This is a genomic window from Paraburkholderia sp. BL23I1N1 (assembly GCF_003610295.1).
GTDB lineage: Bacteria > Pseudomonadota > Gammaproteobacteria > Burkholderiales > Burkholderiaceae > Paraburkholderia.
This window is the reverse complement of the sequence record NZ_RAPV01000001.1, coordinates 2,229,496-2,253,057: the sequence shown is the minus strand read 5'-3', so window position 1 is coordinate 2,253,057 and position 23,562 is coordinate 2,229,496. Positions and strand designations below refer to the sequence as shown.

The following is a 23,562-nucleotide window of genomic DNA, read 5'->3' as shown; positions in this document are numbered from 1 at the left end:
TCGTTAAGCGTCAGCACGTCAGTAGGCACCCGAAAGCAATGCGCCGGCACCCGGCACCACCGCTTCCAGATCAAGCTGCTTGAGCATCGCGTAGGTCGTCGCAATCGAGGCGGTGATGACGGGCTTGCCCGTCATCGCTTCCACCTTGGCTACGGCCGGCAGCGAAGGCATCTGAACGCACGCCGAGAGCACGATCGCGTCGGCATGCGTCGTGTCCATCTGGGAAACGATGCCCGGCAGCAGGCTCGGGTCATGACGGCCCACGTCGAGGTTGTCGGGAATCTCGAGGGCACGGCAATCGAGCACCTCGTAACCTTCGTTACGGATGTAGTCGACCACCAGTTCGGTGAGCGGCTTCATGTACGGGGCGACCACCACGATACGCTTTGCGCCGATCACCTTTAGCGCATCGACGAGTGCGCCAGCGCTGGTGATGACCGGCGCCGCCCCACCATTCTCGACCGTGCGCGCATGCAGACGCTTCTGCGACACGCGGTGGTAACCGTGACCCATCGCCATGATCGCGACCAGACACGCATAGCCGAGCACATCGACGCGGGCATCGCTGAGTTCGAGCGCACAGCGGTCGGACTCAGCATCCATGGCGGCCAACTCTTCCTTCACCACCTTCTTCATGCGCATGCGGCTGGAGTGGAACGTGAAACGCTCGGCACGGATCGTCTGGCGCGCGAGCAACATCGCCGGAATCTCCGTCTCCATCGTCGTGTTCGAACTCGGCACAATCTGACCAATTCTGTATTGCTTCGTCATGGTTACCTCTAGATAAATTTAACGTGATTTTTTTGCTGCTCGCGGTAAAAAAACAGCATCACAGCTTGAAGATACGTTCAGCGTTGCCATGGCAAACGAGATTTCTGACGTGCTCGTCGAGCGGCGCCTGCTCAATGAAATCGGCGGCAATCGCCGTGGATTCGTACGGGTAGTCCACCGAAAACATCACGGCCTCCGGGCCCATTTCTCCGATTGCGCCAAGCAGGGATGGCGCCGAGCACACACCGGAAGTGGTAATCAGGATGTTTGTTCCGATGTACTCGGAAGGCGCGCGTTCGAGATGAATACCGTGCGAGTAAACCGCGAAACGGCTATCAAACCGCCAGCGCAGGTAGGGCAAGCCCTCACCCATGTGACCCAGAATGACTTTCAGTTTGGGGAATCGGTCGAAGACACCGCCGAAGAGAAGGCGCAATGCATGGCTGCCAGTTTCAACACCCCACCCCCACGCGGCACCCGTCAATTCTGGATGGCCATCGAAGACCTTCGGCATCACATACGCATCGGTAGGATGCAGATACAGCGGTACTTCGAGTTCCTGCATCCGTTCCCAGAAAGGGTCGTAATCACGGTCATCGTAGTACGTTCCCAGCGTGTGCCCATTCACCAGCGCGCCCTTAAAACCGAATTCCCGGACGGTGCGGGTCAATTCATCAATGGCGCCCCGAGGCGTGTGCATCGGCAGCGTGGCAAACCCACCAAACCGCGTCGGGTGCCGCGCAATCTGTTGTGCCAGAAAGTCGTTGCTCTCTCTGGCGCGAGCAAGTGCCAGGGCCGGGTCAGTCTCACCCTGCACGCTCGGCCCAGTCTGGGACAGGATGGTGTAATCGATCCCGGCGCGGTCCATCTCGACGATCCGTTGCTCGTCGAAATCCGCAAGCCGGGCTGCAAGATCAGCGAGCACGTCTGGCGCGATGTGCTGCGTGAAGCTTTTTGAGTAGCCCTGGAAGCCAGGCGTTGAAAAGTGCTCTTCCAAAGCAATCTTCCGAATCCGTTTACTCACGACACACTCCAGTTTTTAATCAGTATACTGATAATAAGAACGCGAGGCGGCGTGCTTGACACGCTACGCCCCCGTCTTCCGCTATCGTTGCAACAGTATTTATTCGCGGCCGCCAAAGAGCCGTTTTATACGACCCCACAGGACACTCCACACCAGACTACCGACGTTGAATCGGGTCTGCAGCACCGCCGAGTCCGGCACATCCACGCCGCCCAACTGTGCGTTAATTCGCATGCCAAAGTCAGCAATCATCCGTCGAACAAAGTCTTTAACAAGCCCGGACCGCGAAAATTGCGCGAGCGGTCCTTGCAACATGTATTCGAGCGTGACGGCCACGCGCGTCTGCGTTCCGTTGGCTTCATCACTTAACGCGTAGGTCACGTCACCGTTCGCTTTCGAGCGGCTGATGTTGTCCTGGCCGGCGCCTCGCATCACGGCGCGATACGCCGCGTCATCACGCTCAAGGCGTGCGGCACCGGCAAAATTCGCCGATATCGGCCCAAATTTGACGGCGATCTTGCCTTTCACTTTTTCGGCATCGTGCTCGATCAGTTCCGCCCCTGGCAGACAGCCGGTGACGGAAGGAAGGTCCCCCATAAAGCCCCAGACCCGCTCAAGCGGAAACGGCACGACGAAACTGTCATCAATCGCCGTCCAGCCTTTGCGCTCACCCGTCGGCTGGGCAGCAGCAACCGACGATGCCGCGCTAGCCTCTTGCAGCGCCCGTTCCGGTGCAGTCGACGGGGCAACTGCCACCGCTGCAAATGTCTGGAATGCACCTGCTTCCTGCGTCGCCGCTTGTCGAACTGGAGCAGCGGGAAAGGTGAGAACGTCAGCGATCGGATTGTCTTTCAGGTCGCCAAGTACCGCTTTGATAGCGTTGACGATGCCCATGTAGCCGGTACAGCGGCACAGATTTCCGGACAGCTCGAGACGGATGCGCGACTCATCAGCGTCAGGAAAACGACGTACGATATCGCGTGCCGTAATGAGCATGCCCGGCGTACAGTAGCCGCACTGCAGGCCGTGATGCACCGAGAACGATCGACGGATGCGCTTCATCAGTTCATCGTCGTCGAACCCTTCGATCGTACGCACCTTCTGGTGGTTGCAAGCAACCGCGAAAGTAATGCAGGAACGCACCGGTTCGCCGTCGATAAGGACGGTGCACGCGCCGCACACTCCGTGCTCGCACCCCAGGTGGGTACCGGTCAGATTCTGGTTATCGCGCAGGAAATCGCCCAGATGCGTGCGCGGCGCAACCTCGCCGCGTATCGCCCGGTCGTTGATAGTGAGTTCAATGACAGACATGGAAATTCCTGTTCACGCGTTAACGCGCGGATGAACCGAAGGTTTGTGCAAGACAGCGCTCAACCGTGGCGGCGTGCATGGAGCGGTCGATGGCATCCGCATTCGGCATCGCGTTCGCTACACCTGCCGCAATCGCTTCCGGCGTGGCGGCACTTGGCCCCTGCTTCGCGATTGACTGCGCAAGCGAGTCCAATGCGGTCGGCGGGCCATCAAGCGCGCCAAGGACCACGCGGGCCAGGCCGGTTTGCGCGTCAAACGCCGCAGCTGCGCTTGCGTGGGCGAACTCGCCAGTCTTACGGCAAAGCTTGTAATAGCCCCAACGCAGGGTGCCCCCGATTTTCGGCAACAGAACCGCAGAGATAATCTCGCCGTCTTCGAGCAGCGTTGTAAAGGCGCCCAGCATGAACTCACTGGCGCGCACTTGACGCGTACTGCCCGCCTTCGCGAGCTCAAGCCGGGCATCGAGGGCTGAAAGCGCCAGCGGCCAGTCCGCCGCGGGGTCAGCATGCGCCAGACTGCCGCCGATGGTTCCTCTGTTACGAATCGCGCGGTATGCAATACCCGAGGCGACATACTGCATAAATCCGTTGCGCAAAGGCTCGAACTTCCCGTCCTCGATTTCCGCGTGAGTGATCGCCGCGCCCACACGAACCACATCACCTACGACAGTGACACTGCGCAATTCGTCAACATGTGACACATCGACCACGCGCGATGGCCTCGCCAGACGGAGATTCAGCATCGGCCCCATCGACTGGCTACCGGCGATCGGTTTCACACCCGTCGCCGAATCATCGAACTCACGTAACGCGTCAGACAATGTAGCGGCGCGTACGTATTCAAAAGCAGCGGCCTTCATCAAATCACCTCGTGAGCATGTTCTGCTTCTGCCTTGCTGCGCGAGGCCGCTTTGGCCGCCTCAATCGCGGCAAGCAGCCGTCGCGGCGTGAGGGGTGTCTCGCTGACGAGTGCTCCAATAGGACTAAGCGCATCGTTCACCGCATTGAAAAGCGTGGCAGGGGGTGCGATTGCACCGCCTTCGCCCACCCCCTTCGCGCCGAATTCCGTGTAGGGCGACGGCGTCTCCATATGAATGATGGTCAACGGCGGCAACTCCGTCGGCCCGGGCAACATGTAGTCTGCGAGCGTGGACGTCAGTGGCTGAGCGTTATCGTCGTATAGCGTTTCTTCATAGAACGCGGTGCCGATACCCTGTGCCGTGCCGCCGATGGTCTGGCCTTCGACAACCATCGGGTTAATCATTCGTCCGCAGTCTTCAACGATGACGTAATCCAGGATGTCGACGTGGCCCGTTTTTGTATCAACCGCCACGGCGGCCGCATGCGTCGCGTAGCTGAACGCGCCGGTGTCGACTTTCGGCTTGAAACCCTGAGTTGCTTCGAGCCCGGTAAGATCCACGCCCGGGGGTAAGCGTTCGGGCCGCAGATACCACGCGTGACCGATCTCCGCGAGGGATACCCGTCCCGTTGCGCCAACTACCTCGCCGGCCTCGAATCGGACCGCGCCTTCCGGTTCACCCAGGATATGCGCGCCAATTTTGATCAGTCGCGGCACCAGTTCACGGCACGTTGCCGCGACTGCACCACCTGCCATGACAATGCTGCGAGAGGCGTAGGTACCCGTCGAGTACGGTGTGAGAGCCGTATCGCCGTGCACGACCTTGATCTTCTGAATGGGAACACCCAGCACTTCATTTGCGATCTGCGCCAAGGTCGTTTCCATACCCTGGCCATGGGAATGGATTCCGGCACGAACTTCCAGACCGCCATCCGCTGTGATCCGGACAGTTGCCAGGTCGTAGCCTGGGACGACCGGCAGGCCCCACGAAGCAAACACCGCCGTGCCGTGTGCCGATTGCTCAGTGAATGTTGCGAACCCGATACCGATCAACCTGCCGTCTGGCTCGCCCTCTTTCTGGCGACGGCGCCACCTGGCAACATCAAGCTGTTCAGCGGCCCGCTTCAAACTCTCCTGGAAGTCGCCACTGTCGTAGTGCTTCTTGACAACGTTCGTATAGGGCATGTCGGCCCCGCGAATCAGATTGTCGTAGCGAACCTCCCACGCTTCGCGACCGACTGCCCGCGCAATGGCGTCCATCGTCAGTTCGATCGCGAAACAGACACCGGTGCGTGCCACGCCACGATACGGGAGGAACCCGGGCTTGTTGGTTGCCGCGCACTGGGTACGGCAGCGGTATCCGCTGAAATCATAGGGGCCAGGCAGGTTACCCAACGCCTGCCCTGTTTCGAGCCCAATCGTAAAAGGCCACGCGGAATATGCGCCGCCGTCAATCAACAGATTGCAGTCCAGTGCCAGGAGCCGCCCGTTGTTGTCCGCATACGCGGTAAGTTCGTAGTGGTGCTGGCGCGTATTCGCACCCGCGATCAAATGCTCGCGACGGTCTTCGATAAAGCGAAACGGACGTTTGTAGGTGAGGGCAAGCCACGCAATGCAGAGCTCTTCCTGCTGAAGTACACACTTGTAGCCGAATGCACCGCCCACATCAGGCGAAATGACGCGCACCTGAGCATGGTCAATACCGAGGCATTGCGCAAGCACCGTACGGATCATGTGCGGGACCTGGGTCGACGTAATGACGACCAGTTGCGCCTGCGTGTGGTCCCAATAGGCCAGCACAGCCTTGCCTTCCATTGGGACCATGCACTGACGGGCCAGGTCGACCTTTTGCCTGACGACGACGGGTGCATCTTTAGAGCGCTCGTCGAAATTGACATCCGCCTTCAGATCGAGGAAGAGATTGTCTGTCCAGTGGTCATGCACCCGCACGTCTGTACGCTCGCGTGCTGTAAATGCATTCGCCAACGCAGGCAGCTCCTCCAGATCCAGCTCGACTTCCTCCGCGATGTCCTCGGCCTCGGCGCGGGAACTCGCGAAACACATCGCCACAGGCTCGCCGACAAAGCGGACTTTCCCGGATGCGAGCGGCGGGTGCGACGAAGGCTTGTAGGTCGGCAAGCTGGAGTCGGCCACAATGTCTGCCGCTGTCTGCATGTCTTCCCGCACAATGACACGGTCGGCGAAGCGTTCAGGTTTGCCGACGCGCTCGATGCGAGCATGCGCAAGTGGGCTGCGCAAGAACGCCACTTCCTGCAAATCAGGAAACGTATAGTCGGCAACGAATTTTCCCTTGCCATGCAAATGTCGCTCATCCTCGCGACGCCTCACGCGGGCGCCGACGCCGCCACTTTCGATGGGCGCTTCCGTCGGTTCAGTGTGGCTCATAAGCATCCCCCTGGTTTGTAGCCCGCCATTAACATTCTCCGATCACGCCTTCAAACAGGATAAGCCAGATCGTTCGCAATCATCGCCGTGTCATAAATCGCCTGCCGTTCCTTCAGAAGCAGCTCATTGCCCTTTCGAGCAAAGCGGTCAAAAAGCCGACCGGCCTGATGCAGACAAGTCGCACCTTCGACGAGGGTCTGCATCAACATGTAGTTGCTCTGAGCAATGATTTCTTCGTCTGTCACGTCAAGAATCCGAACGTTGGTGACGAAATGCAGCATCTGTCGCGGCGCAAACATCTGCGTTCTGGAAATAGCTACTGCGCGGTCGCGCAGCATGTCCCGACCTTCGGCGTAGACCAGGCCGGCCGGAAACCCGAGGGCGGCATTTTCGTACTCGGTCACCCGGTAAAGACAGTTTTCCGTGAAAAAGTCCGGCCACCGCTCAACGTCGCCCCCGTCGAGCACCGCACAATATTCGGCATGGAAATCTTCCACGGCTGCGCGCGCAGCAAGTGCCTTGTCGTGTGCAATTGGCTTCTTTTCGAATCCTGGCAGCATTTAAAACCCCATCACTTCACGGTAGTGTTTGTACATCGCGCGAATTGCAGCTTCCGAAATCAGATTGTCCGCAGTTCCAATTTTTTCACTGTCGAGTTTGAGCACGCTGCGATCGGTTACGGAGCGACGCACGCCTTCCTGCACAAACTTCATGGCTTCGTTGTCCTCGAGACCGAGGAATCCAGCCGGCCCCATCAGGTTGCCCTGGCGCAGCCGGTGACGCGTGGTCTCTTCGGTGTCGTCTTCGTATCCGAACATCGTCCACAGCATCACCATGCTGTTCGGACCATTCGGAACGATATGCCGCACCCCCAAGGTATTCATTTCACGCTGGACAATCAGGTTCGGCCAGATCGTCTGCATTGTCACCGACCATTCGGAGTCAAACTCCTTGACGTACTCAAGGAACCGCTCATCCTTGAGGACCATACCCTCGTGGAACGAGCGCATTTCTTTCTTCTTGTCGGCGTCCACAGTTGCATAGAGTGAATCGCTTTTGGCCGACGCCATCGTGCCGTGTATGCCGTATTTACTATCGGCCACCATCGCCGAGCGGTTTCCTGCAACCAGCAAGCCGAACACCACCAGGAAGGAGTGCAGCAGCGTTGCGTGGTACGGATCCTTCAGATTCTCGTGGTACATCTTCCAGTTGCATGGCAGCTCGTTCTTGTAAAACCCGAGGATGCGCAGCTTCTTGCCGTTGAAGACGGTGTCGAAATCTCTCAGGATTTCTGGCGTGAGGTAGTCCTCAATAGGCTCCATGTCGTGCGTGAAAGAGGCGAAGACCACCCCATTGCGCGTCGTGACAGCAAGCTTCTTGAGACCGTGGTCCTCATTACGGAAGTCGCGCGGCATTCCGCCGAGCTTGTTCACACCCCGTTTGAACGGAATACCTTGCAGGTTCCCTTTCAGGTCATAGGACCACTGGTGATACGGGCAAACGAATTCCGCATTGTTGCCGCGCGTGTGGCGACAGAATTCGGCGCCACGATGGGCGCAGCGGTTTTCGAACACATGGATGGAACCATCTTCTGCGCGTGAGACGACCACCGGCGTCGGACCTACATACGAACGTTTGTAGTCCCCGCTGTTGGGCACTTCAGCCTCCAGTGCAACGAAGTTCCAGGTACGGCCCTGAAAGATCCGCTCAACCTCGCGAGCGTACACATCGTCGCTCGTATAGACCCAGTCTGGGATAGCGTGAAGGCCTTCTTCCGGCCAGACCAGTTGCTCGATGGGCTTATTTTTGACGCTCGGCGTACCAAGCCCAATTACCGTCTCTGACGAATACAAAGTACTCTCCTGGATGCGTTACGAGTGAGCTTTCCGTTCAAGTTGTCGCAACTTGACGTTCAGGTCCACGAGGGCCTCGGGGTCGACCTGAGCCGCCTCCTCAACGAGACGGCGAATCGCACGCAGTTCGCCGCCGTTATTGACTGCGAGCGCATACACAATGACGTTGTTGCGCAAGCCCATCAGCAGGACCTTTTCGCTCGATACCCGGCGCTCGATCCATTGCTCTATTGGGCCGTCTAGCATTCCTAGCATCTGTACGTTCCAGTCATACTGATCTGTCCAGAACCAGGGGCTCGGCCGATATTCAATCGACTCGCCCAGCATGTTGCGCGCGGCAACAATCGCCTGGTCTTGCGCGTTCTGCCATGATTCGAGGCGCAGGCGTCTTCCGGACACTCCAAATGGGAAATTTGCACAATCCCCCGCGGCGTAGACATCAGCGCCCGAAGTCCGGCAATGCGCATCAACATGTATGCCGTTGCCTGTCTCCAGGCCGGACGCTTTGGCGAGCTCTTCATTCGGCTGCTGCCCAATGGCAACCACCACGAAATCGAACCGCTGCGATGCATGGTCGGCAAAGCTCAGCGTTACCCTAGGCGCATGTTCCACCGAGGCAATCAGCCTGGCACCCAGCATGAACTTCACGCCGTTCTGTTCGTGCCTGGCGCGCAAACGCTCCGAGAATTCGCGCGGCAACGCGCGCTCCAGTAATTGCTCGCCCGCTTCAACCACGGTGACATCGATTCCGCGCGCCCTTGCGCTTGCTGCGAACTCAAGCCCAAGGAAGCCGCCGCCGATGACGGCCACCGAACTCGCGCCGACCATGCGCTCCCGTACCCGCATCGCGTCCGGCAGCGTACGCAGCGTGAATACGTGGCGACTGTCAGGCGTGCCGGGCAGGTGGCGCGCGCGGCCGCCTGTAGTCAGCAGGCATTTGTCGAAGCTGATGCTTCGCCCACTCCTGAGCATCGCAGTGCGGCGTGTCACATCCAGTCTTTCGACACCGTCTGCGATCCAGTCGATCTTTCTGGTGGCGTAGAAGTCGCTCGAATGTAGCCACGCGTCGAAGCATTCGTTATCGTCCGCTGTCGTCAGCACCGTCTTTGACAACGCAGGCCGCTCGTACGGCCTGTGCTGTTCATCACCGACGAGCAGGACCGAGCCCTCGAAGCCCTGCGCCCTCAGCGTTTCGGCTGCGCGGCCGCCTGCCTGTCCGGCGCCGACGATCAAAATCGTTTCCACTTTCGGATTCCTGGCGTAGTCAAAAAGGTATGGAGCTCAGAGTTCAACCATCACCGCACCGCCTTCCACCTGAACCTTGTAAGTCCTGATTGAAGCGGTCACCGGCGCACAAAGCGCGGCGCCGGTCTTCACGTCGAATTTCCCCTGATGAAGCGGGCACTCAATGCATCCGTCCTCGAGGAAACCGTCGCTAAGCAGCGCAAACTGATGCGTGCACACGTTGTGCGTCGCATAGACCTCGCCATCTACGAGGTACAGCGCGATCTGCTCCTTGTCGACCGTTGCCGCGTAAGGCTCATCCGGGTTCAGATCGTCAAGATTTGCTGCGAATTTGAGTGTCATCGCTTTGCCTTGATAATTGATCAGTATGCTGATGAATTGATGGTATCAGTAATTCACCTTGAGTCAATAGAGCCAAAATTATCGTTTACCCTTCGAAAGTGGGTTTTGCCGCGATAAGGGCAGCAAGGTGAGATCAACAGCTGGCAGAAACGTGAGCCGTATGATGATGAAGACGAAAGCCCAACGCAGATCTCGCAGAGCCTTGACTCTGCGGGGCTCCACCGCCATTGCTGGCGGAGACGAAGGGATGCGGACGGAACAGCACGCCGCAGTTCCGCGCGACCAGAAGCGCAAGGCTGCAATCGACGCAGTTTCCGGCTCGAAATAACTGCAACTGCCGGAGGGCGCGTGCTCGCACTATCTGCAACCGTGCTTGCATTCCATTTCCGCCTGCTCATATTGTTTGCAACCGGCTGGATCAGACGCATCGGACGGCTTTTGAGCCGCCGGCTACGATGCTTCCTGCTTCGCGGGGGCGCCTGCGCTCTCCAGCGCGAGAATCGGGACGCATTCCGACACGGCATCGCCGACCTTCAGCTTCAACTGCTTGACGACGCCGGCGACCGGACTTGGCACGTCGATCGCCGCCTTGTCGGATTCGAGCGAGACGAGCGACTGCTCGGCTTCGACCGTATCGCCTTCCTTTACGAGGACTTCGACGACTGACATGCCCTTGAAGGCGATGTCCGGCACTTTCACCAACGTGCTGCCGCTTGCGGCTTGCGGTTGCAAGGCCGGGGCGGTTGCCTGACAGGGCTGGGACACGTCACATGGCTTACGGTCGCGTTGACGGCGAAGCCGTTCTTGCGACGTCCTTTGATAGCATCCATGGCCCATTGCGCCGCGATCAGGGCGACCCACACCCCAATCAGCACAGGCCAGCCCCACGCCTCAAGGATCAGATAGGCGACGAGACCCATCATGCCGCCGAAGCCGATCATGCCGTATTCCCGTGTTCGCGTTCCTGCGAAGAAGCCAACCATCATCCCCAGGATCACGAGAACAAAGCCTGCCGCGGTGTGGTCGTCGTGGTGCACGGTACTCAGCCATGTAGTATCGGTTACAGTTTCCAGCCAGGTCCAGCAAACGATGGTTTGATGGATGCCGAGTAGCCGGGAGCCCGGTATCGCGGGAAGCCTTGTAAAAAGCATCCAGGATCAGTTTCCATTTTTCAATGTCCGACTATGCTGAATTTTCAGCGGACAAGCTGGAAATCGTATGTTGATCGGATACGCTCGTGTCTCGACGGACGACCAGCATCTCGACCTGCAACGCGATGCGTTGGCCACGGCCGGGTGTGAACGCGTCTTCGAAGACACCGCAAGCGGGGCGAAAGCCGAACGCACGGGATTGACCGCGCTGCTTGCCGTGTTGCGATCCGGTGACACGGTCGTGATATGGCGGCTGGACCGGCTCGGGCGTTCGTTGAAGGATCTGATTTACCTGGTCGAGCGACTTGATGCCGCGGGCGTCGGCCTGCGCAGCTTGCAGGAGAGCATTGACACCGCATCGATCGGTGGCCGCCTCGTATTTCACCTGTTCGGCGCCCTGGCGGAGTTCGAGCGCAACCTCATCCGCGAACGCACCCGCGCCGGCCTGTCGGCGGCCCGCGCACGCGGCCATAAAGGCGGACGCAAGAAGAGGCTCGATCCGGCCAGACAGGAACTGGCGATGCAGCTTTACCACGAGCGCCGCCACACTGTCGAAGAAATCTGCCGGCTGATGGGCATTGGCCGCTCGACGTTGTACAACTACCTGACCGAGGCGGAACGCAATGCCCAGCGGGCGGCGTAAGGCGATTCCGCCCGACTCGCTGATGCAACTGCGGCAGCGGCTCGACCGTCTGCCGCACAAAAGCCCCGAGCGGGCCGCCCAGGTCGCGGCGGTTGCCGAGCTGTATGGCGTGTCCCCGACCAGAGTGTATCGCGCGTTGCATCGTTTCCAGCAGCCACATTCCGCACATCGGGCTGACTACGGCAAACCGCGCGTGTTGCAGCAGGCAGAACTGGAGCGCTATTGCGAACTGATCGCGGCGCTCAAATTACGGACCACGAACAAGCAGGGGCGGCACCTCTCGACCAAACGGGCGATCGAGTTGCTGGAGGACTACGGCGTCGAAACCGTGCAGGGCCTGGTCAAGGCGCCCAGGGGAGTGCTGCGCGTACCGACGATCAACCATTACCTGTCAGCGCTGCGGCTCGATCAGCCGCATCTGTTGCGGCAGCCGCCCGCAGTGCGCTTCCAGGCCGAACGCAGCAATGACTGCTGGCAGTTCGATCTGTCGCCCTCCGATCTGAAGCACATCGACCGTCCAGACTGGATCGACCCGACCAAAGGCGAGCCGACCCTGATGCTGTTCAGCGTGGTCGACGATCGTAGCGGTACCGCCTACCAGGAATACCGCTGCGTGTACGGCGAGGATGCGGAATCGGCGCTGCGTTTCCTGTTCAACGCGATGGCCCCGAAAGCCGATCCGGGTTTCCCGTTTCAGGGCCGGCCGAAGATGATCTATCTGGACAATGGCCCGGTCGCGAAAAGCCGGGTGTTCCAGAACGTCATGCAGGCGCTCGACATCGAATGGCAGACGCACCTCCCCGCCGGCAAGGACGGCAGGCGCACGACGGCGCGCTCGAAAGGCAAGGTCGAGCGGCCGTTTCGTACCGTCAAGGAAGCGCACGAAACGCTGTACCACTTCCACAAGCCGGAAACCGAGGCGCAGGCGAACGAGTGGCTGTTGCGCTATCTGCTGCGCTACAACGATCAGCGGCACCGGTCCGAAAAGCACTCGCGCCTGGAGGACTGGCTCGCCCGCCTGCCGGCGGAGGGCATCCGGGACATGTGCACATGGGAGCAATTCTGCCGTTTCGCCCGCGAACCGGAGCGGCGCAAGGTCGGCATTGATGCGCGCATCATCATCGACGGCACCGCTTACGAGGTCGAACCCGACATGGCCGGCGAGACGGTGGTGCTGCTGTGGGGGCTGTTCGACGATGAACTGTATGCCGAGTTCGACGGCGAGCGATTCGGCCCGTACTACCCGGTGTCCGGCCCGATCCCGCTGCATCGCTATCGCGCATTCAAACGCGGCAAGGCCGACGAACGCGCTGACCGTATCCGCTCGCTGGCTGACCAGCTCGGCTTACCGATCGCCGCGCTTGCCGGCGACGATGTTCGGCTCGCGCCTTCCGCGACGACACCCACGCCGTTGCCGCATCAGCCGTTCGATGCCGACGCGCACGAATACCGGTTCCCCAGCGCGATCGCGGCCAAGCTCGCGATCGCCGACGATCTGGCGCAGCCGCTTGCGAAGCTGCCACCGCAAGATCGCCTGTTCATCGACCAGGTGCTGGCCGAGACACTCGTCCGCCGCATCGTGCTGGCACGCGTTCGGGACTATTTCCGCCATAAGAAGTCAGGAGAAGAACATGCGAGCTGAAGTGATGCAGCATTATGGATTGACGGTGCCGCTGAATCAGGCCGGCTACTTTGAGACCACGCACCATCAGCAATTGATGAAAGACATCAAGGGAGCAATCTTCGAAGGACGGCTGATTGCGGTATGTGGCGTCATCGGCAGCGGCAAGACGATGATGCTGCGCCGGCTTCAGCAGGCGCTCGAGGATGAGAAGCGCGTCAGCGTCTCCAAGTCGCTCGCGATCGAGAAGCATCGCATCAAGCTGGCGACGTTCATTGCGGCGCTGTTCTATGACCTCTCGACTGAAAAGCAGGTCCGCATTCCGACGCAGGGCGAGAAGCGCGAGCGCGACCTGCGTGAGCTGGTGAAGAAGAACAGGCGTCCGGTCGCATTGTTCGTCGACGAAGCCCATGACCTGAACGGCAATACCCTGACGGGCCTGAAGCGCCTGATGGAGCTGGTCGAGGACGGTGACGGGAGCCTGTCGGTGATCCTCGCGGGTCACCCGAAACTGCGCAACGATTTGCGGCGTGCGACGATGGAAGAGATCGGTTACCGCACGGACATCTTCTCGCTGGACGGCATCACCGGCAGCCAGCGCGAGTACATCCACTGGCTGATCGGAGCGTGCGCCGGTGACGGGACCGACGTCGATTCGATTCTGACCGAGGAAGCCATCGACCTGCTGGCCACCAAGTCGCGCACGCCGTTACAAATCCAGTTGCATCTGGCTCTGGCGTTCGAGGCCGGATACCTCACTGCCGAGAAGCCGGTTTCAGCCGCGCTGGTCGAATCCGTATTGTCGCGTCAGCTTGACGACCTGGAGCCGACCCTGACCCGTCACGGCTATCGCGTCAAAGACCTCGTGGAGCAGTTCGACGCCAAACCGGCGGAGATCAAGGCGCTCTTCAGCAACTCACTGGACCCGGTGCGGACCGCGACGTTGCGGGACAGGATGCTCGCGGCCGGGCTGCCGATCTGACTTCCGTCAGTTGCAGATAATGTGAGCACGCGGCGATGGAATGCAAGCACGCGTGGCTGAATGCAAGCACAGTTGCAGATAGTGCGAGCACGCGCGCTCCGTCAGTTGCAGTTATTTCGAGCAGGGAGCGGCGTGGATTGCAAGCACGTCCGGTTTCAAATGCAAGTCGCTACAACTATGCGCCCGGAGGCAAGTCGCTACCGCATCGGCATGGACAGGCCTTTGTGGTCGGCTATGTTCTCTCGGGTGCGATCCGCAGCCGTGTCAACGAAGGCGATGTGCGCGTCTTTCACGCGGGCGAACACTGGATCGAGAAGCCCGGCGCGCATCATACGATGAGCGAAAACGCGAGCGACACGGAACCCGCGAAACTGCTCGCCATTTTTGTGGCGGACACGAAAGATAAAAATCTGGTCACGTTCGACAGGCAGTGAACGCATCACGTGAGAGGCGAACGCGCTCTCGCGCATATTACTCAGCGCCAGCCCTCACCGGCTGGCGCTGTTTTTTTTAGAACTTCGGATGACATTCGAAATTCACTGACGATGCGTGCTCGGACATCATCTGCACGCCGGTCACCGTTTCGGTCGTGACACTGATCTGCATGCCGCGACGCTCGCAGAATTCGCGCGCCTCGCTTATCGCCTGCTCGTGCGCACGGGCCCAGGCCATCCGACCGCCGGTCGCGCTCGCCGCAACCGTGTAAGTGCCGGGTTTGCCGGTGGCAACAACGTTAGTCGACGATGCGCATCCCACCATGCTCGCGCACGCGGCCAGCGCCGCGACGAGCGCGACCGCCCGCCTGGACAGTGGGCTTCGGGGTCGCAGCGTGACCGCTGCCCGCTCCTGATCGAGCATGCGATCTGAGACAGGGTTGAACATATGCGCCTACATTTTTGACCGTTTTACCAATCCCGAAATTATGCGCAATCGGGCCCGCAAGATCAGCCTCGCCACCTGAAAACACTGTTGCATGCACCTTAACAATCGCCGGCTGGCGGTGCCGGGACGGGACTTCGCAAGTCTGCGTCGTGATGGACGAAAAGCGCGATTTCGTCGGCTTATGCAAGGTTTCACGGCCCGTCCCGATCATGCAATATCTGCACTCTCATCATAAAAATAATGCACTGGCTTTATTCCGTCACTTGACTTGAAATTAGCGCGGTCATGCGATTTGTGACGCGACCGGTTGGGGCCGATAAATCCAGACCGCACTCGCCCCCGCAGCAAGACTGTGCAATCAAATCCGCATCAGGCGGATATAAAAAGAGGAGACATGCATGCGCTTTATCAATCATGGCGTTTGCGGAGCCACGCTGATTCTTGCCGCGGGTGGCGCCGCGGCGGCTGAGTCGAGCGTGACCTTGTACGGCGTTGTCGATGCGAACATCCAGTATCTGGACAACGGCGGCGTCCATTCGTACGCGGAAAAGAGCGGCGGCTCGACCGGCTCCCTGTTCGGCCTGAAAGGCACCGAAGACCTGGGCGGCGGCTTGAAGGCGCAGTTCAACGTCGAAACGGGCTTTAACGTGAACAACGGCGGATTGTTCGCCGACACCTCGGCGCTCTTCTATCGTCAGGCATGGGTCGGCCTGAGCGACGCCAGATACGGTTCGTTGACCATGGGCGTCAGTACGAGCCGAGCTTCCGGGTCATCTATCCGTCCGATCCGTTTCGCGCGAACGAGGTGCTATCGCCGTTTTCGGCCAACGTGCTCGCTGTCGACCGGCAAACGCTTTCGACGCAATACGATTCCGGCCGCGCCAGCAATTCGATCATGTATCAATCGCCGGATCTGAAAGGACTGAAGTTCTACGGCATGTATGCGTTCGCCGCGACGGTGAGCCAGCCCGTGCCGGCCACCACGGGCAACATGTTGAACGTGGCGGCCACCTATTCGGGCTACGGTTTCTATGCGGGTCTTGCGTACGTGAACCAACACCCGGGACAGGAAACCATTACCGGCCTGCCCGCTTCGCTGAGCCTGTTGGGCACCGAGCACTTCATCGGCGCGCTCGCGTACCGGATCGGCATCGTGAACTTCCAGTTCAACTACTCGTACAACCGCGCCAAGGACCCCGCGGCGGGATCGCTGGCCGCGCATCTGGGCACCGCGCATTCGCTGAGCATTGCGGAGTTGGGCGCCACGATCCAGGCAACCCCGGCCGACGTGATCGCGATTGCCGGCGTTCAGCGCAACGTGCGCGGCGCGCATGACAACACGCCGGGCATCGAGCTGGGCGTCGATCATTCGCTGTCCCAACGGACGAGTCTGTACATGCGAGCGGGCTACCTGAAGAACAACGGCACCGCTACGGTGAGCTGGCCGGGTGTGACCGTGACCGCACCCGGCACCAAGCAGATTCTTGCGACGGTGGGCATGACGCATCGGTTCTAAGGCGAACCTTCAGTGCTGCAGGCGGCAGTCGATCGTGTGTGGCCTGCTGCGGCATGCGTCCAGCTCGCGTTGCACGTTGTCGGCGGGAGCAGGTTTGTCGATGCGATCGCCAGCCCTCCCCGTCAAGGCGACGCGTTGACGCTCGCCGACGCGCCTACGGGCGAGCGTGCCGCGCCGCCGCCCGCGTCCGACGGCGCGATGTCGTCCGGCGTGGGTGTCGGTGCCAAGGCAGGCTCGCCGCTGCCGTGCGTCTCTCCGTCGACTGCGCCGTTCGCTGCCCCGCTTGCTATCCCGCTCGCTATCCCACTCGCTGGCACAGGCGCTTGAAGAAGCGGCGGCTGGGCTGGGAGCGGCTTCGGTTCAACGTCCGCGACGGGCGCTGACGCAGACGCCGACGAAGATGCAGATGCAGTTACAGCAGGCGTGTGTCGCGCCGGATTGCGCGTGACAACTGGCGCTTCCGTTTTCACCGTCGGCGCCGCAAACAGATGCTGGAACCACTCGCGCAACCTGCCCGACCGTTCCTCAAACCAGCCTGGCTCCTGGTCGGTCGCAAATTTGACGCGGCTGTCGATCAGTTTCGAGCGTTGCGCGCGCTGGAAAAAGTCGCCGACGATCGGCAAAGCGCTGTGCGCCCCCTGGCCCCAATAGTCGCTACGCAAGGTCACCCGGCTGTCGTTGAAGCCGACCCACGCCCCTGCCACGAGTTGCGGCTGGATCAGGATGAACCAGCCGTCGGCGTTCCCCTGCGTGGTGCCCGTCTTGCCCGCGACATCGCCGCGAACGCCGAAGCGGCTGCGAATGCTCGAACCCGTGCCCCGGCTCACCACGTCGCGCATCACATCGACGAGCGTGCGGGCGGCAGCGGCCGGCAACTCCTGTTTGGGCGACGCCGGCGCGAACTCGGCCAGCACCTCGCCATTGCGGTCTTCGATACGCGTGACCATCACCGGCTCCACGTAACCGCCGAGGTTGGCGATCGTGCCGTAGGCCGAGACCATCTCCTTCAGCGTCACCGGGCTCGTGCCAAGCGCAAGCGACGGCACCGGATCGAGTTCGCTGTCGCGCACGCCCATGGCACGCGCCAGTCGCGCGACCTTGTTCGGACCGACCGTTTCCATCAACTGGGCCGTGATCCGGTTGCGGGAATACGCGAGGCCGTCGCGCAGGCTGATGGCGCGCTCGCTCGGCTCATCCTCGTCGCTCGGACGCCAGACTTCGCCGCCGGCCAGCGGGATTTCGACGGGCTTGTCGATAAACGTGTCGGAGGGTTTGGCGCCGTCTTCGAAGGCCGCGGCGTAGACGAACGGCTTGAAGGTCGAGCCCGGCTGACGCCGCGCCTGCTGGACGTGGTCGAACGGGTCCTGGCTGAAGTCGCGACTGCCGACCCATGCTTTGATCTGACCGTTGCGCGGGTCCATCGCGAGAAAGTCCGCCTGCACCCGGGTCTTGGATTCGCACACCGTCTGCACCAGATTGCGATCGGACGAGACGCGTTTGAGCGCCTCGTCGTCCGTCAGGCCCGGGTCTTTTGCGGCGCGAAAGTCGGGCGTTTCGCGCAGGAAAGTCTGCAGCAGATCGCGGTCGCCCGTACAACCGGCGCGCGTGCCCCACGCCGAGTTGGCAATGCGTTGCAACTGGTTGCCCTGCAAGGTCACCGCCTGGGTGGCCATGGTTTGCAAGCGCGAATCGATGGTGGTGCGCACCACGAGCCCGTCGGAATACATGTTGTATTCGTTGCGATCGGCCCATGCCGCGAGCCACTTGCGCAATTGCTGGGCGAAGTGCGGAGCGGGTCCGGGCGGCTCGGTCTGCCGCTCGAAATCGATGCGCAAGGGACGGCGCGAGAGCGTCGCGTAGGCCGCGGGCGTGAGCTTGCCGTACTTGACCATTTGCGCCAGCACCGTATTGCGCCGCTGCAGGGCGCGATCCGGGTTGAGCACCGGGTTGTAGTAGCTATTGCCTTTGAGCATGCCGGTGAGCGTTGCGCTTTCCAGCACGTTCAGGTCGCCGGCCGATTTATCGAAATAGGTGCGTGCCGCCATTTCGATGCCATAGGCGTTGTAGAGGAACGGCACCGTGTTGAGGTAGGTCTCGAGGATCTCGTCCTTGGTGTAGAGCGCCTCGATCTTGAAGGCCGTGATCGCCTCCTTGATCTTGCGGGTCAGTGTGGGCGCGCGGCCGATTTCGTCCGGATAAAGATTGCGGGCGAGTTGCTGGGTGATGGTCGAGCCGCCCTGGCGGTCGCCGGAAAACGTGTGCAGCGCGGCCGATGCCGTGCGGCGCCAATCCAGCCCGAAATGCTGGTAAAAGCGGTGGTCTTCCGTGGCGATCAGCGCGTTCACCACGTTCGGCGAGATGTCCTTGAGTTTGACCCACTCGCGGTTCGAGGGCTTGAATTCGGCCAGCAGTTTGCCGTCTGCCGAGAGAATCTGGGCCGGCTGCTCGATTTTCGCCTTGCGGATGTCGCCGATGCTGGGCGTGAACGGGATCAGGGCGAGGACATACACGACGAAGAGCGCCGGGATCGCGGCGCAGGCCCATGCCATGCCGCGCAACGTGGGATGGCGCAGGTGCCAGAGAGCCCGGGCGATGGGCTGGTTCGCCTGGGTTAGTCCTTTTTCAAGGATCTGCAGGAATTGGGGGATCAGGCGCTTCACTCGGGGTTACCGTTCTGCTTGACAAAGGCAGCATCGTAGCAGGGGCCTGCTCGGCGATTTGTTTGGGGTGGGGGTTTTTATGGTGTTGGGATTTGGTTGGTTTGGTTGCCTGTGCGGCGCTTGGTTTGTCTGCTTGCCTGCGGTGTTGGCCTTTCCTTGCTTTGTTAGTGGTCTATTAGCGTTGCCCCCTGTGCGGGGCGGCACCTACTCTTTGCCGGCCAAATGTGCGAGAACACGGATTCCAGATGCACCACAACCGTGGCTGCGCGGGGGACCCGCTTAAGAATTAGCGGTTTGAGCCGCTTTCTTTGCTTATCTTTCTTTGCGGCGGCAAAGAAAGTAAGTGCCGCCCCGCACAGGGGCAACGCTAATAGACCACTAACAAAACAAGGAAAGGCCAACACCATAAAACCACGGCCAAAACAAACCGCCGCACAGGCAACCAAAACAAGCAAAGGCCAACCCCACAAGGCAACCAGACAAAAAAACCCCGCCGAGCAGGCCCAAACTATAATGTCGGCAATTCTGACAAGAGGTGCTTCATGATCATCAAACCGCGCGTGCGTGGCTTCATCTGTGTATCGACCCATCCGACCGGCTGCGAAGCCAACGTCAAAGAGCAGATCGAATACGTCAAGGCACGCGGCCCCATTGCCAACGGCCCGAAGAAGGTGCTCGTGATCGGCGCATCCACGGGTTACGGCCTCGCCGCCCGCATCAGCGCCGCCTTCGGTTCGGACGCGGCCACCCTCGGCGTGTTCTTCGAGCGCGCCGGCAGCGAAACCAAAGCCGGCACGGCAGGCTGGTACAACACCGCCGCCTTCGAGAAATTCGCCGCGGAAAAAGGCCTGTACGCCACGAGCATCAACGGCGACGCCTTCTCCGATGAAGTCAAGCAACGCACCATCGAAGTCATCAAGCGCGATCTCGGTCAGGTCGACCTGGTCGTCTACAGTCTTGCCGCGCCCAAACGCACGCATCCGAAAACCGGCGAAGTGTTCAGCTCGACCCTGAAGCCGATCGGCAAAGCCGTCACCCTGCGCGGCATCGACACCGACAAGGAAGTCGTCAAGGAAACCGTCCTCGAACCCGCCACGCAAGAAGAAATCGACAACACCGTCGCGGTCATGGGCGGCGAAGACTGGCAGATGTGGATCGACGCCCTGCTCGACGCCGGCGAGCTCGCCGACGGCGCGAAGACGACCGCGTTCACCTATCTCGGCGAAAAGATCACGCACGACATCTACTGGAACGGCTCGATCGGCGCGGCCAAGAAAGACCTCGATCAGACGGTGCTCGGCATCCGCGAAAAACTCGCGGCCAAGGGCGGCGATGCACGCGTCTCCGTACTCAAGGCGGTCGTCACTCAGGCAAGCTCCGCGATCCCGATGATGCCGCTGTACCTGTCGCTGCTCTTCAAGGTCATGAAGGAAAAAGGCACGCACGAAGGCTGTATCGAGCAGGTCTACGGGCTCTACAAAGACAGCATGTATGGCACGGCGCCGCACATCGATGAAGAAGGCCGTCTGCGCGCCGATTACAAGGAACTCGACCCCGCCGTGCAAGCGCGCGTCCAGGAACTCTGGACTCAGGTGACCAACGACAATATCTACCAACTCACCGACTTCGCCGGCTACAAGACCGACTTCCTGCGTCTCTTCGGATTCGAGATCGCCGGCGTGGACTATGAAGCCGACGTCAATCCGGACGTGCAGATTCCCGGACTGGTACAGATGTAAGTCTTCGCGGGGCCATTGTGGCCCCGCAAACTGCCTGATTCAGAAGGACCGGCGGAATCAGCAGGGAAACGCCGCCTGAAGCGTGCGCAAAATGGCGAGGCCGATCGGAAAGTCGTCTGAAAGACCCGGGTGATTGGTGAAAAACCGATCGAGCAGCGGATAGACATTCTGGTTGCCAATAGCAAGGTTTTGCGGCGGGCAGAACAGCGGCGGACGCTTCTTCGACACCAGATCCCCATTCGCCCACCCCAGTGCATTGATCGTGCCGGTAATGTAAGCCGCGTAGACCGAGTTGTTGTCGGTATGCGCCCAAAGCTTATATTGCGCAGCCGTCATCTCGGCGCTTGCGTTGAGCGCGAAACAGGCCGTCAGCACGGCCAGTGCAAATTTCAATACCCGCATCTTTAAACCTTCAATCCGTGTCGCAAAAGCGGCCATTGTAGGCGCATCAGGCCGCAGTGCGCAGAAGCATCCGGCGCCCGGCACATCGTAAAAAAATCGCGTAAGCATTCCGCAAGTATTGCGGTAAGCATTCGCCTGCGAACGAACCCTGTTACGCCAAGGTCGCGGCCACTCGCGCGGTCGCCTCAAGTTCTCCATTTTTTCGCCGTAGTCCGTGAAGGTAGCCCTAAAACCGTGGCTCGGCCCGGGTCGTGCCGAGGTGCCGCAGCAGGCGTTCCAGATCGTGCAGCACCCCTCCACTCTTCACGGAAACCATGATTTCCTCACTCCGAACCCGCATCCTGATCATTTCCTCCGCTACCGTCATCGGCGCACTCGCGCTCTCGGGTGCCACCGCCTACGTCACAGTGCGCGCCAACACGATGGCGACCATCGCGGAGAACCTGAGCGCGATCGCCGACGCCAATGCGCTGGCCATCGACAAGTGGGTTGCCGCCAAAGCACAGGCCGTGAAGGTGACCGCTGAAGAGGTGGAGCACGGCGATCCGCAAGGCTTCGTCAAACATATGAGCAATGCGGACGGCTTTCCGATCACCACCGTCGGCTGGACCGACAAGACCTATTTCTCGACCAGCAGCACCACGCCCAAGGACTACGACCCGACCGCGCGGCCCTGGTACAAGGCGGCCGTCGCGGCCGGCACGCTGATTGTCACGAAGCCGTACGGCGACGCGTCGACGGGCGTGCCCTACGTCTCGTTTTCCGCACCGATGATTCGCAACGGCGAAGCAACCGGCGCGTTGAGCGGCGCCGTACCGCTCGACGGAGTGCGCGAAGTGGTCGCCGCCGTGCATCCGACGCCCTCGAGCCTCGCCTTCGTGGTGGCGCGCGACGGTCAGGTGATCGCGCATCCGGACGCCAAGCTGATTCTGAAGCAGGCAAGCGACATCTCCGCAGCACTCACGCCGGACGCGCTGACCTCGCTCGCGCAAGCCGGCGCGCCGATGCAAGTCGAGCTGGGTGGGGTGGCGAAGCTGCTCAAGGCGCAACCGGTGCACGGCACCGACTGGTATCTGGTGATCGCGCTCGACAAGGCAGAGGCAACGGCAGGTCTGGCCAACGTCCTGCAAGCGCTCGGCGTGGCGATGGTGTTGCTGACGCTGGCGGCGGTGGGCATTGCCGCGTTCTTCACCTCGCATTCGTTCCGCGGCCTCTCGCAGGTGCGCGATGCCATGGATACCATCGGCTCGGGCAGCGGCGATCTCACCCATCGCCTGCCGGTGGTCGGCAACGACGAAGTGGCGCAGATTTCCGCCTCGTTCAACGCGTTCGTCGACAAGATCGGCACGGTGTTGCTGGAAGTGCGTGCCGGCGTGGAGAACATGAAGATCGCGACCAGCGAAATCGAAATGGGCAACCGCGATTTGTCGCAGCGCACGGAAACGTCCGCCTACAATCTGCAAACCACCTCGGCGGCCCTCACGCAGTTGACCGCAAGCGTCAAACAGTCGGCCGAATCGGCCGTGGAGGCCACGCGGCTAGCGACCTCGGCAAGCCAGGCAGCGGCGCGCGGCGGCGAAGTCGTGACGAGCGCAGTCAGCACGATGGACGATATCGCCAGGTCCTCCGCACGCATCACCGAGATCATCGGCGTGATCGACAGCATCGCGTTTCAGACCAACATCCTGGCGCTCAACGCGGCCGTCGAAGCGGCACGAGCTGGCGAGAACGGCCGCGGCTTCGCCGTGGTAGCGGGCGAAGTGCGCACGCTGGCGCAGCGCTGCGCGACCGCCGCGCGCGAGATCAAGGACCTGATTCAGGCATCCGAAGCCAGCGTCGGCACGGGCGCGCAACGCGTCCAGGCCGCCGGCGCGGCGATGCAGGAAATCGTCGCGGGGATCGACCGCGTGAATCGCGTCATTGGCGAAATCGACGGCGCGATGAACGAACAGAGCGCCGGCATCAGCCAGATCGACCGCAGCGTCGCCGAGATGGACCAGTCGACGCAGCAGAACGCCGCCCTCGTGGAGCAATCGACCGCCGCCTCCGCGACGCTGAACGAGCAGGCGCACGGCCTGTCGCGCATCGTGGGTCTGTTCAGGCTGCGCCACGCTGAGACCCACGCGTAAAGCGCACCGACTGCGCGACTCCGCTTC

General features: G+C 61.0%; 20 protein-coding genes and 1 pseudogene. 7 read left to right on the top strand and 14 right to left on the bottom strand.

Annotation, left to right across the window (positions count from 1 at the left end; translation table 11 throughout):
• Nucleotides 1-18 precede the first annotated feature (18 nt).
• The 11 genes from B0G76_RS10595 to B0G76_RS43650 all read right to left on the bottom strand — a co-directional run bounded on the left by B0G76_RS10595 (nucleotide 19) and on the right by B0G76_RS43650 (nucleotide 10,847).
• On the bottom strand, nucleotides 19-771 hold the full coding sequence (locus B0G76_RS10595) for an Asp/Glu racemase (protein WP_120291932.1): 753 nt from the start codon (nucleotides 769-771) through the stop codon (nucleotides 19-21).
• A 58-nt stretch (nucleotides 772-829) separates the two neighbouring features.
• Nucleotides 830-1,795, bottom strand: coding sequence for an amidohydrolase family protein (locus B0G76_RS10590; protein WP_120291930.1), 966 nt, complete (start codon nucleotides 1,793-1,795; stop codon nucleotides 830-832).
• Between the two features lie 99 nt (nucleotides 1,796-1,894).
• On the bottom strand, nucleotides 1,895-3,112 hold the full coding sequence (locus B0G76_RS10585; RefSeq protein WP_183082199.1) for a 2Fe-2S iron-sulfur cluster-binding protein: 1,218 nt from the start codon (nucleotides 3,110-3,112) through the stop codon (nucleotides 1,895-1,897).
• 13 nt (nucleotides 3,113-3,125) lie between these two features.
• Nucleotides 3,126-3,965: a xanthine dehydrogenase family protein subunit M gene (locus B0G76_RS10580; RefSeq protein WP_120291926.1), complete on the bottom strand. Its 840-nt coding sequence runs from the start codon at nucleotides 3,963-3,965 to the stop codon at nucleotides 3,126-3,128.
• Nucleotides 3,965-6,370: a xanthine dehydrogenase family protein molybdopterin-binding subunit gene (locus tag B0G76_RS10575; protein WP_120291924.1), complete on the bottom strand. Its 2,406-nt coding sequence runs from the start codon at nucleotides 6,368-6,370 to the stop codon at nucleotides 3,965-3,967. The genes B0G76_RS10580 and B0G76_RS10575 overlap by 1 nt, the downstream gene beginning before the upstream one ends.
• A 50-nt stretch (nucleotides 6,371-6,420) precedes the next feature.
• Entirely contained in the window at nucleotides 6,421-6,930 is a 510-nt protein-coding gene (locus B0G76_RS10570) for an aromatic-ring-hydroxylating dioxygenase subunit beta (RefSeq protein WP_120291922.1), read from the bottom strand.
• Nucleotides 6,931-8,223, bottom strand: coding sequence for an aromatic ring-hydroxylating dioxygenase subunit alpha (locus B0G76_RS10565; protein WP_120291920.1), 1,293 nt, complete (start codon nucleotides 8,221-8,223; stop codon nucleotides 6,931-6,933). It lies immediately after the preceding gene.
• Between the two features lie 18 nt (nucleotides 8,224-8,241).
• A complete protein-coding gene (locus B0G76_RS10560; protein ID WP_120291918.1) occupies nucleotides 8,242-9,468 on the bottom strand; it encodes an NAD(P)/FAD-dependent oxidoreductase in 1,227 nt (408 codons plus the stop codon).
• A 36-nt stretch (nucleotides 9,469-9,504) separates the two neighbouring features.
• Nucleotides 9,505-9,810 (bottom strand): non-heme iron oxygenase ferredoxin subunit, encoded by a 306-nt coding sequence (locus B0G76_RS10555; RefSeq protein ID WP_120291916.1) that lies wholly within the window; start codon nucleotides 9,808-9,810, stop codon nucleotides 9,505-9,507.
• Between the two features lie 450 nt (nucleotides 9,811-10,260).
• Nucleotides 10,261-10,509, bottom strand: a complete 249-nt coding sequence (locus tag B0G76_RS43655; RefSeq protein WP_409076705.1) for a biotin/lipoyl-containing protein — start codon at nucleotides 10,507-10,509, stop codon at nucleotides 10,261-10,263.
• On the bottom strand, nucleotides 10,506-10,847 hold the full coding sequence (locus tag B0G76_RS43650) for a hypothetical protein (RefSeq protein WP_259460543.1): 342 nt from the start codon (nucleotides 10,845-10,847) through the stop codon (nucleotides 10,506-10,508). The genes B0G76_RS43655 and B0G76_RS43650 overlap by 4 nt, the downstream gene beginning before the upstream one ends.
• A gap of 181 nt (nucleotides 10,848-11,028) precedes the next feature.
• Between B0G76_RS43650 and B0G76_RS10545 the strand changes: the two genes are divergently transcribed.
• From B0G76_RS10545 to B0G76_RS10530, 4 genes are read left to right on the top strand one after another with little or no spacing between them, the layout of a single operon-like run.
• Entirely contained in the window at nucleotides 11,029-11,604 is a 576-nt protein-coding gene (locus B0G76_RS10545; protein ID WP_120291912.1) for a recombinase family protein, read from the top strand.
• 4 nt (nucleotides 11,605-11,608) lie between these two features.
• Nucleotides 11,609-13,246, top strand: a complete 1,638-nt coding sequence (locus B0G76_RS10540) for an IS481 family transposase (RefSeq protein ID WP_220700785.1) — start codon at nucleotides 11,609-11,611, stop codon at nucleotides 13,244-13,246.
• Nucleotides 13,236-14,207, top strand: coding sequence for an ExeA family protein (locus B0G76_RS10535; RefSeq protein WP_120291908.1), 972 nt, complete (start codon nucleotides 13,236-13,238; stop codon nucleotides 14,205-14,207). Before B0G76_RS10540 ends, B0G76_RS10535 begins: the two co-directional genes overlap by 11 nt.
• Before the next feature lie 35 nt (nucleotides 14,208-14,242).
• A complete protein-coding gene (locus B0G76_RS10530) occupies nucleotides 14,243-14,641 on the top strand; it encodes a cupin domain-containing protein (RefSeq protein ID WP_120291906.1) in 399 nt (132 codons plus the stop codon).
• A gap of 76 nt (nucleotides 14,642-14,717) precedes the next feature.
• Here B0G76_RS10530 and B0G76_RS10525 read toward each other — a convergent pair whose 3' ends face one another.
• Entirely contained in the window at nucleotides 14,718-15,089 is a 372-nt protein-coding gene (locus B0G76_RS10525) for a hypothetical protein (RefSeq protein ID WP_120291904.1), read from the bottom strand.
• 398 nt (nucleotides 15,090-15,487) lie between these two features.
• On the opposite strand from B0G76_RS10525, the pseudogene B0G76_RS10520 reads away from it, so the two are divergent.
• Nucleotides 15,488-16,605: pseudogene (locus tag B0G76_RS10520) on the top strand (porin).
• A 122-nt stretch (nucleotides 16,606-16,727) separates the two neighbouring features.
• Here B0G76_RS10520 and B0G76_RS10515 read toward each other — a convergent pair.
• Complete coding sequence (locus tag B0G76_RS10515) at nucleotides 16,728-19,265, bottom strand: penicillin-binding protein 1A (protein ID WP_120291902.1); 2,538 nt, start codon at nucleotides 19,263-19,265, stop codon at nucleotides 16,728-16,730.
• Nucleotides 19,266-19,807: 542 nt separating this feature from the next.
• On the opposite strand from B0G76_RS10515, the gene fabV reads away from it, so the two are divergent.
• Nucleotides 19,808-21,004, top strand: a complete 1,197-nt coding sequence (gene fabV / locus B0G76_RS10505; protein ID WP_120291901.1) for an enoyl-ACP reductase FabV — start codon at nucleotides 19,808-19,810, stop codon at nucleotides 21,002-21,004.
• 57 nt (nucleotides 21,005-21,061) lie between these two features.
• Here fabV and B0G76_RS10500 read toward each other — a convergent pair whose 3' ends face one another.
• Nucleotides 21,062-21,442 (bottom strand): hypothetical protein, encoded by a 381-nt coding sequence (locus B0G76_RS10500; RefSeq protein WP_259460542.1) that lies wholly within the window; start codon nucleotides 21,440-21,442, stop codon nucleotides 21,062-21,064.
• Nucleotides 21,443-21,720: 278 nt separating this feature from the next.
• Here B0G76_RS10500 and B0G76_RS10495 point away from each other — a divergent pair, with 278 nt between their 5' ends.
• Nucleotides 21,721-23,535, top strand: a complete 1,815-nt coding sequence (locus B0G76_RS10495; protein ID WP_259460541.1) for a methyl-accepting chemotaxis protein — start codon at nucleotides 21,721-21,723, stop codon at nucleotides 23,533-23,535.
• The last annotated feature ends 27 nt before the right edge of the window (nucleotides 23,536-23,562 follow it).

Excerpts from the sequence above, each read along its gene's own strand:
- B0G76_RS10595 (WP_120291932.1), bottom strand. The coding sequence starts at position 771 with ATGACGAAGCAATACAGAATTGGTCAGATTGTGCCGAGTTCGAACACG.
- B0G76_RS10580 (WP_120291926.1), bottom strand. The coding sequence starts at position 3,965 with ATGAAGGCCGCTGCTTTTGAATACGTACGCGCCGCTACATTGTCTGAC.
- B0G76_RS10575 (WP_120291924.1), bottom strand. The coding sequence starts at position 6,370 with ATGAGCCACACTGAACCGACGGAAGCGCCCATCGAAAGTGGCGGCGTC.
- B0G76_RS10570 (WP_120291922.1), bottom strand. The coding sequence starts at position 6,930 with ATGCTGCCAGGATTCGAAAAGAAGCCAATTGCACACGACAAGGCACTT.
- B0G76_RS10555 (WP_120291916.1), bottom strand. The coding sequence starts at position 9,810 with ATGACACTCAAATTCGCAGCAAATCTTGACGATCTGAACCCGGATGAG.
- B0G76_RS10545 (WP_120291912.1), top strand. The coding sequence starts at position 11,029 with ATGTTGATCGGATACGCTCGTGTCTCGACGGACGACCAGCATCTCGAC.
- B0G76_RS10535 (WP_120291908.1), top strand. The coding sequence starts at position 13,236 with ATGCGAGCTGAAGTGATGCAGCATTATGGATTGACGGTGCCGCTGAAT.
- B0G76_RS10530 (WP_120291906.1), top strand. The coding sequence starts at position 14,243 with ATGGAATGCAAGCACGCGTGGCTGAATGCAAGCACAGTTGCAGATAGT.
- B0G76_RS10525 (WP_120291904.1), bottom strand. The coding sequence starts at position 15,089 with ATGTTCAACCCTGTCTCAGATCGCATGCTCGATCAGGAGCGGGCAGCG.
- fabV (WP_120291901.1), top strand. The coding sequence starts at position 19,808 with ATGATCATCAAACCGCGCGTGCGTGGCTTCATCTGTGTATCGACCCAT.
- B0G76_RS10500 (WP_259460542.1), bottom strand. The coding sequence starts at position 21,442 with ATGGCCGCTTTTGCGACACGGATTGAAGGTTTAAAGATGCGGGTATTG.
- B0G76_RS10495 (WP_259460541.1), top strand. The coding sequence starts at position 21,721 with ATGATTTCCTCACTCCGAACCCGCATCCTGATCATTTCCTCCGCTACC.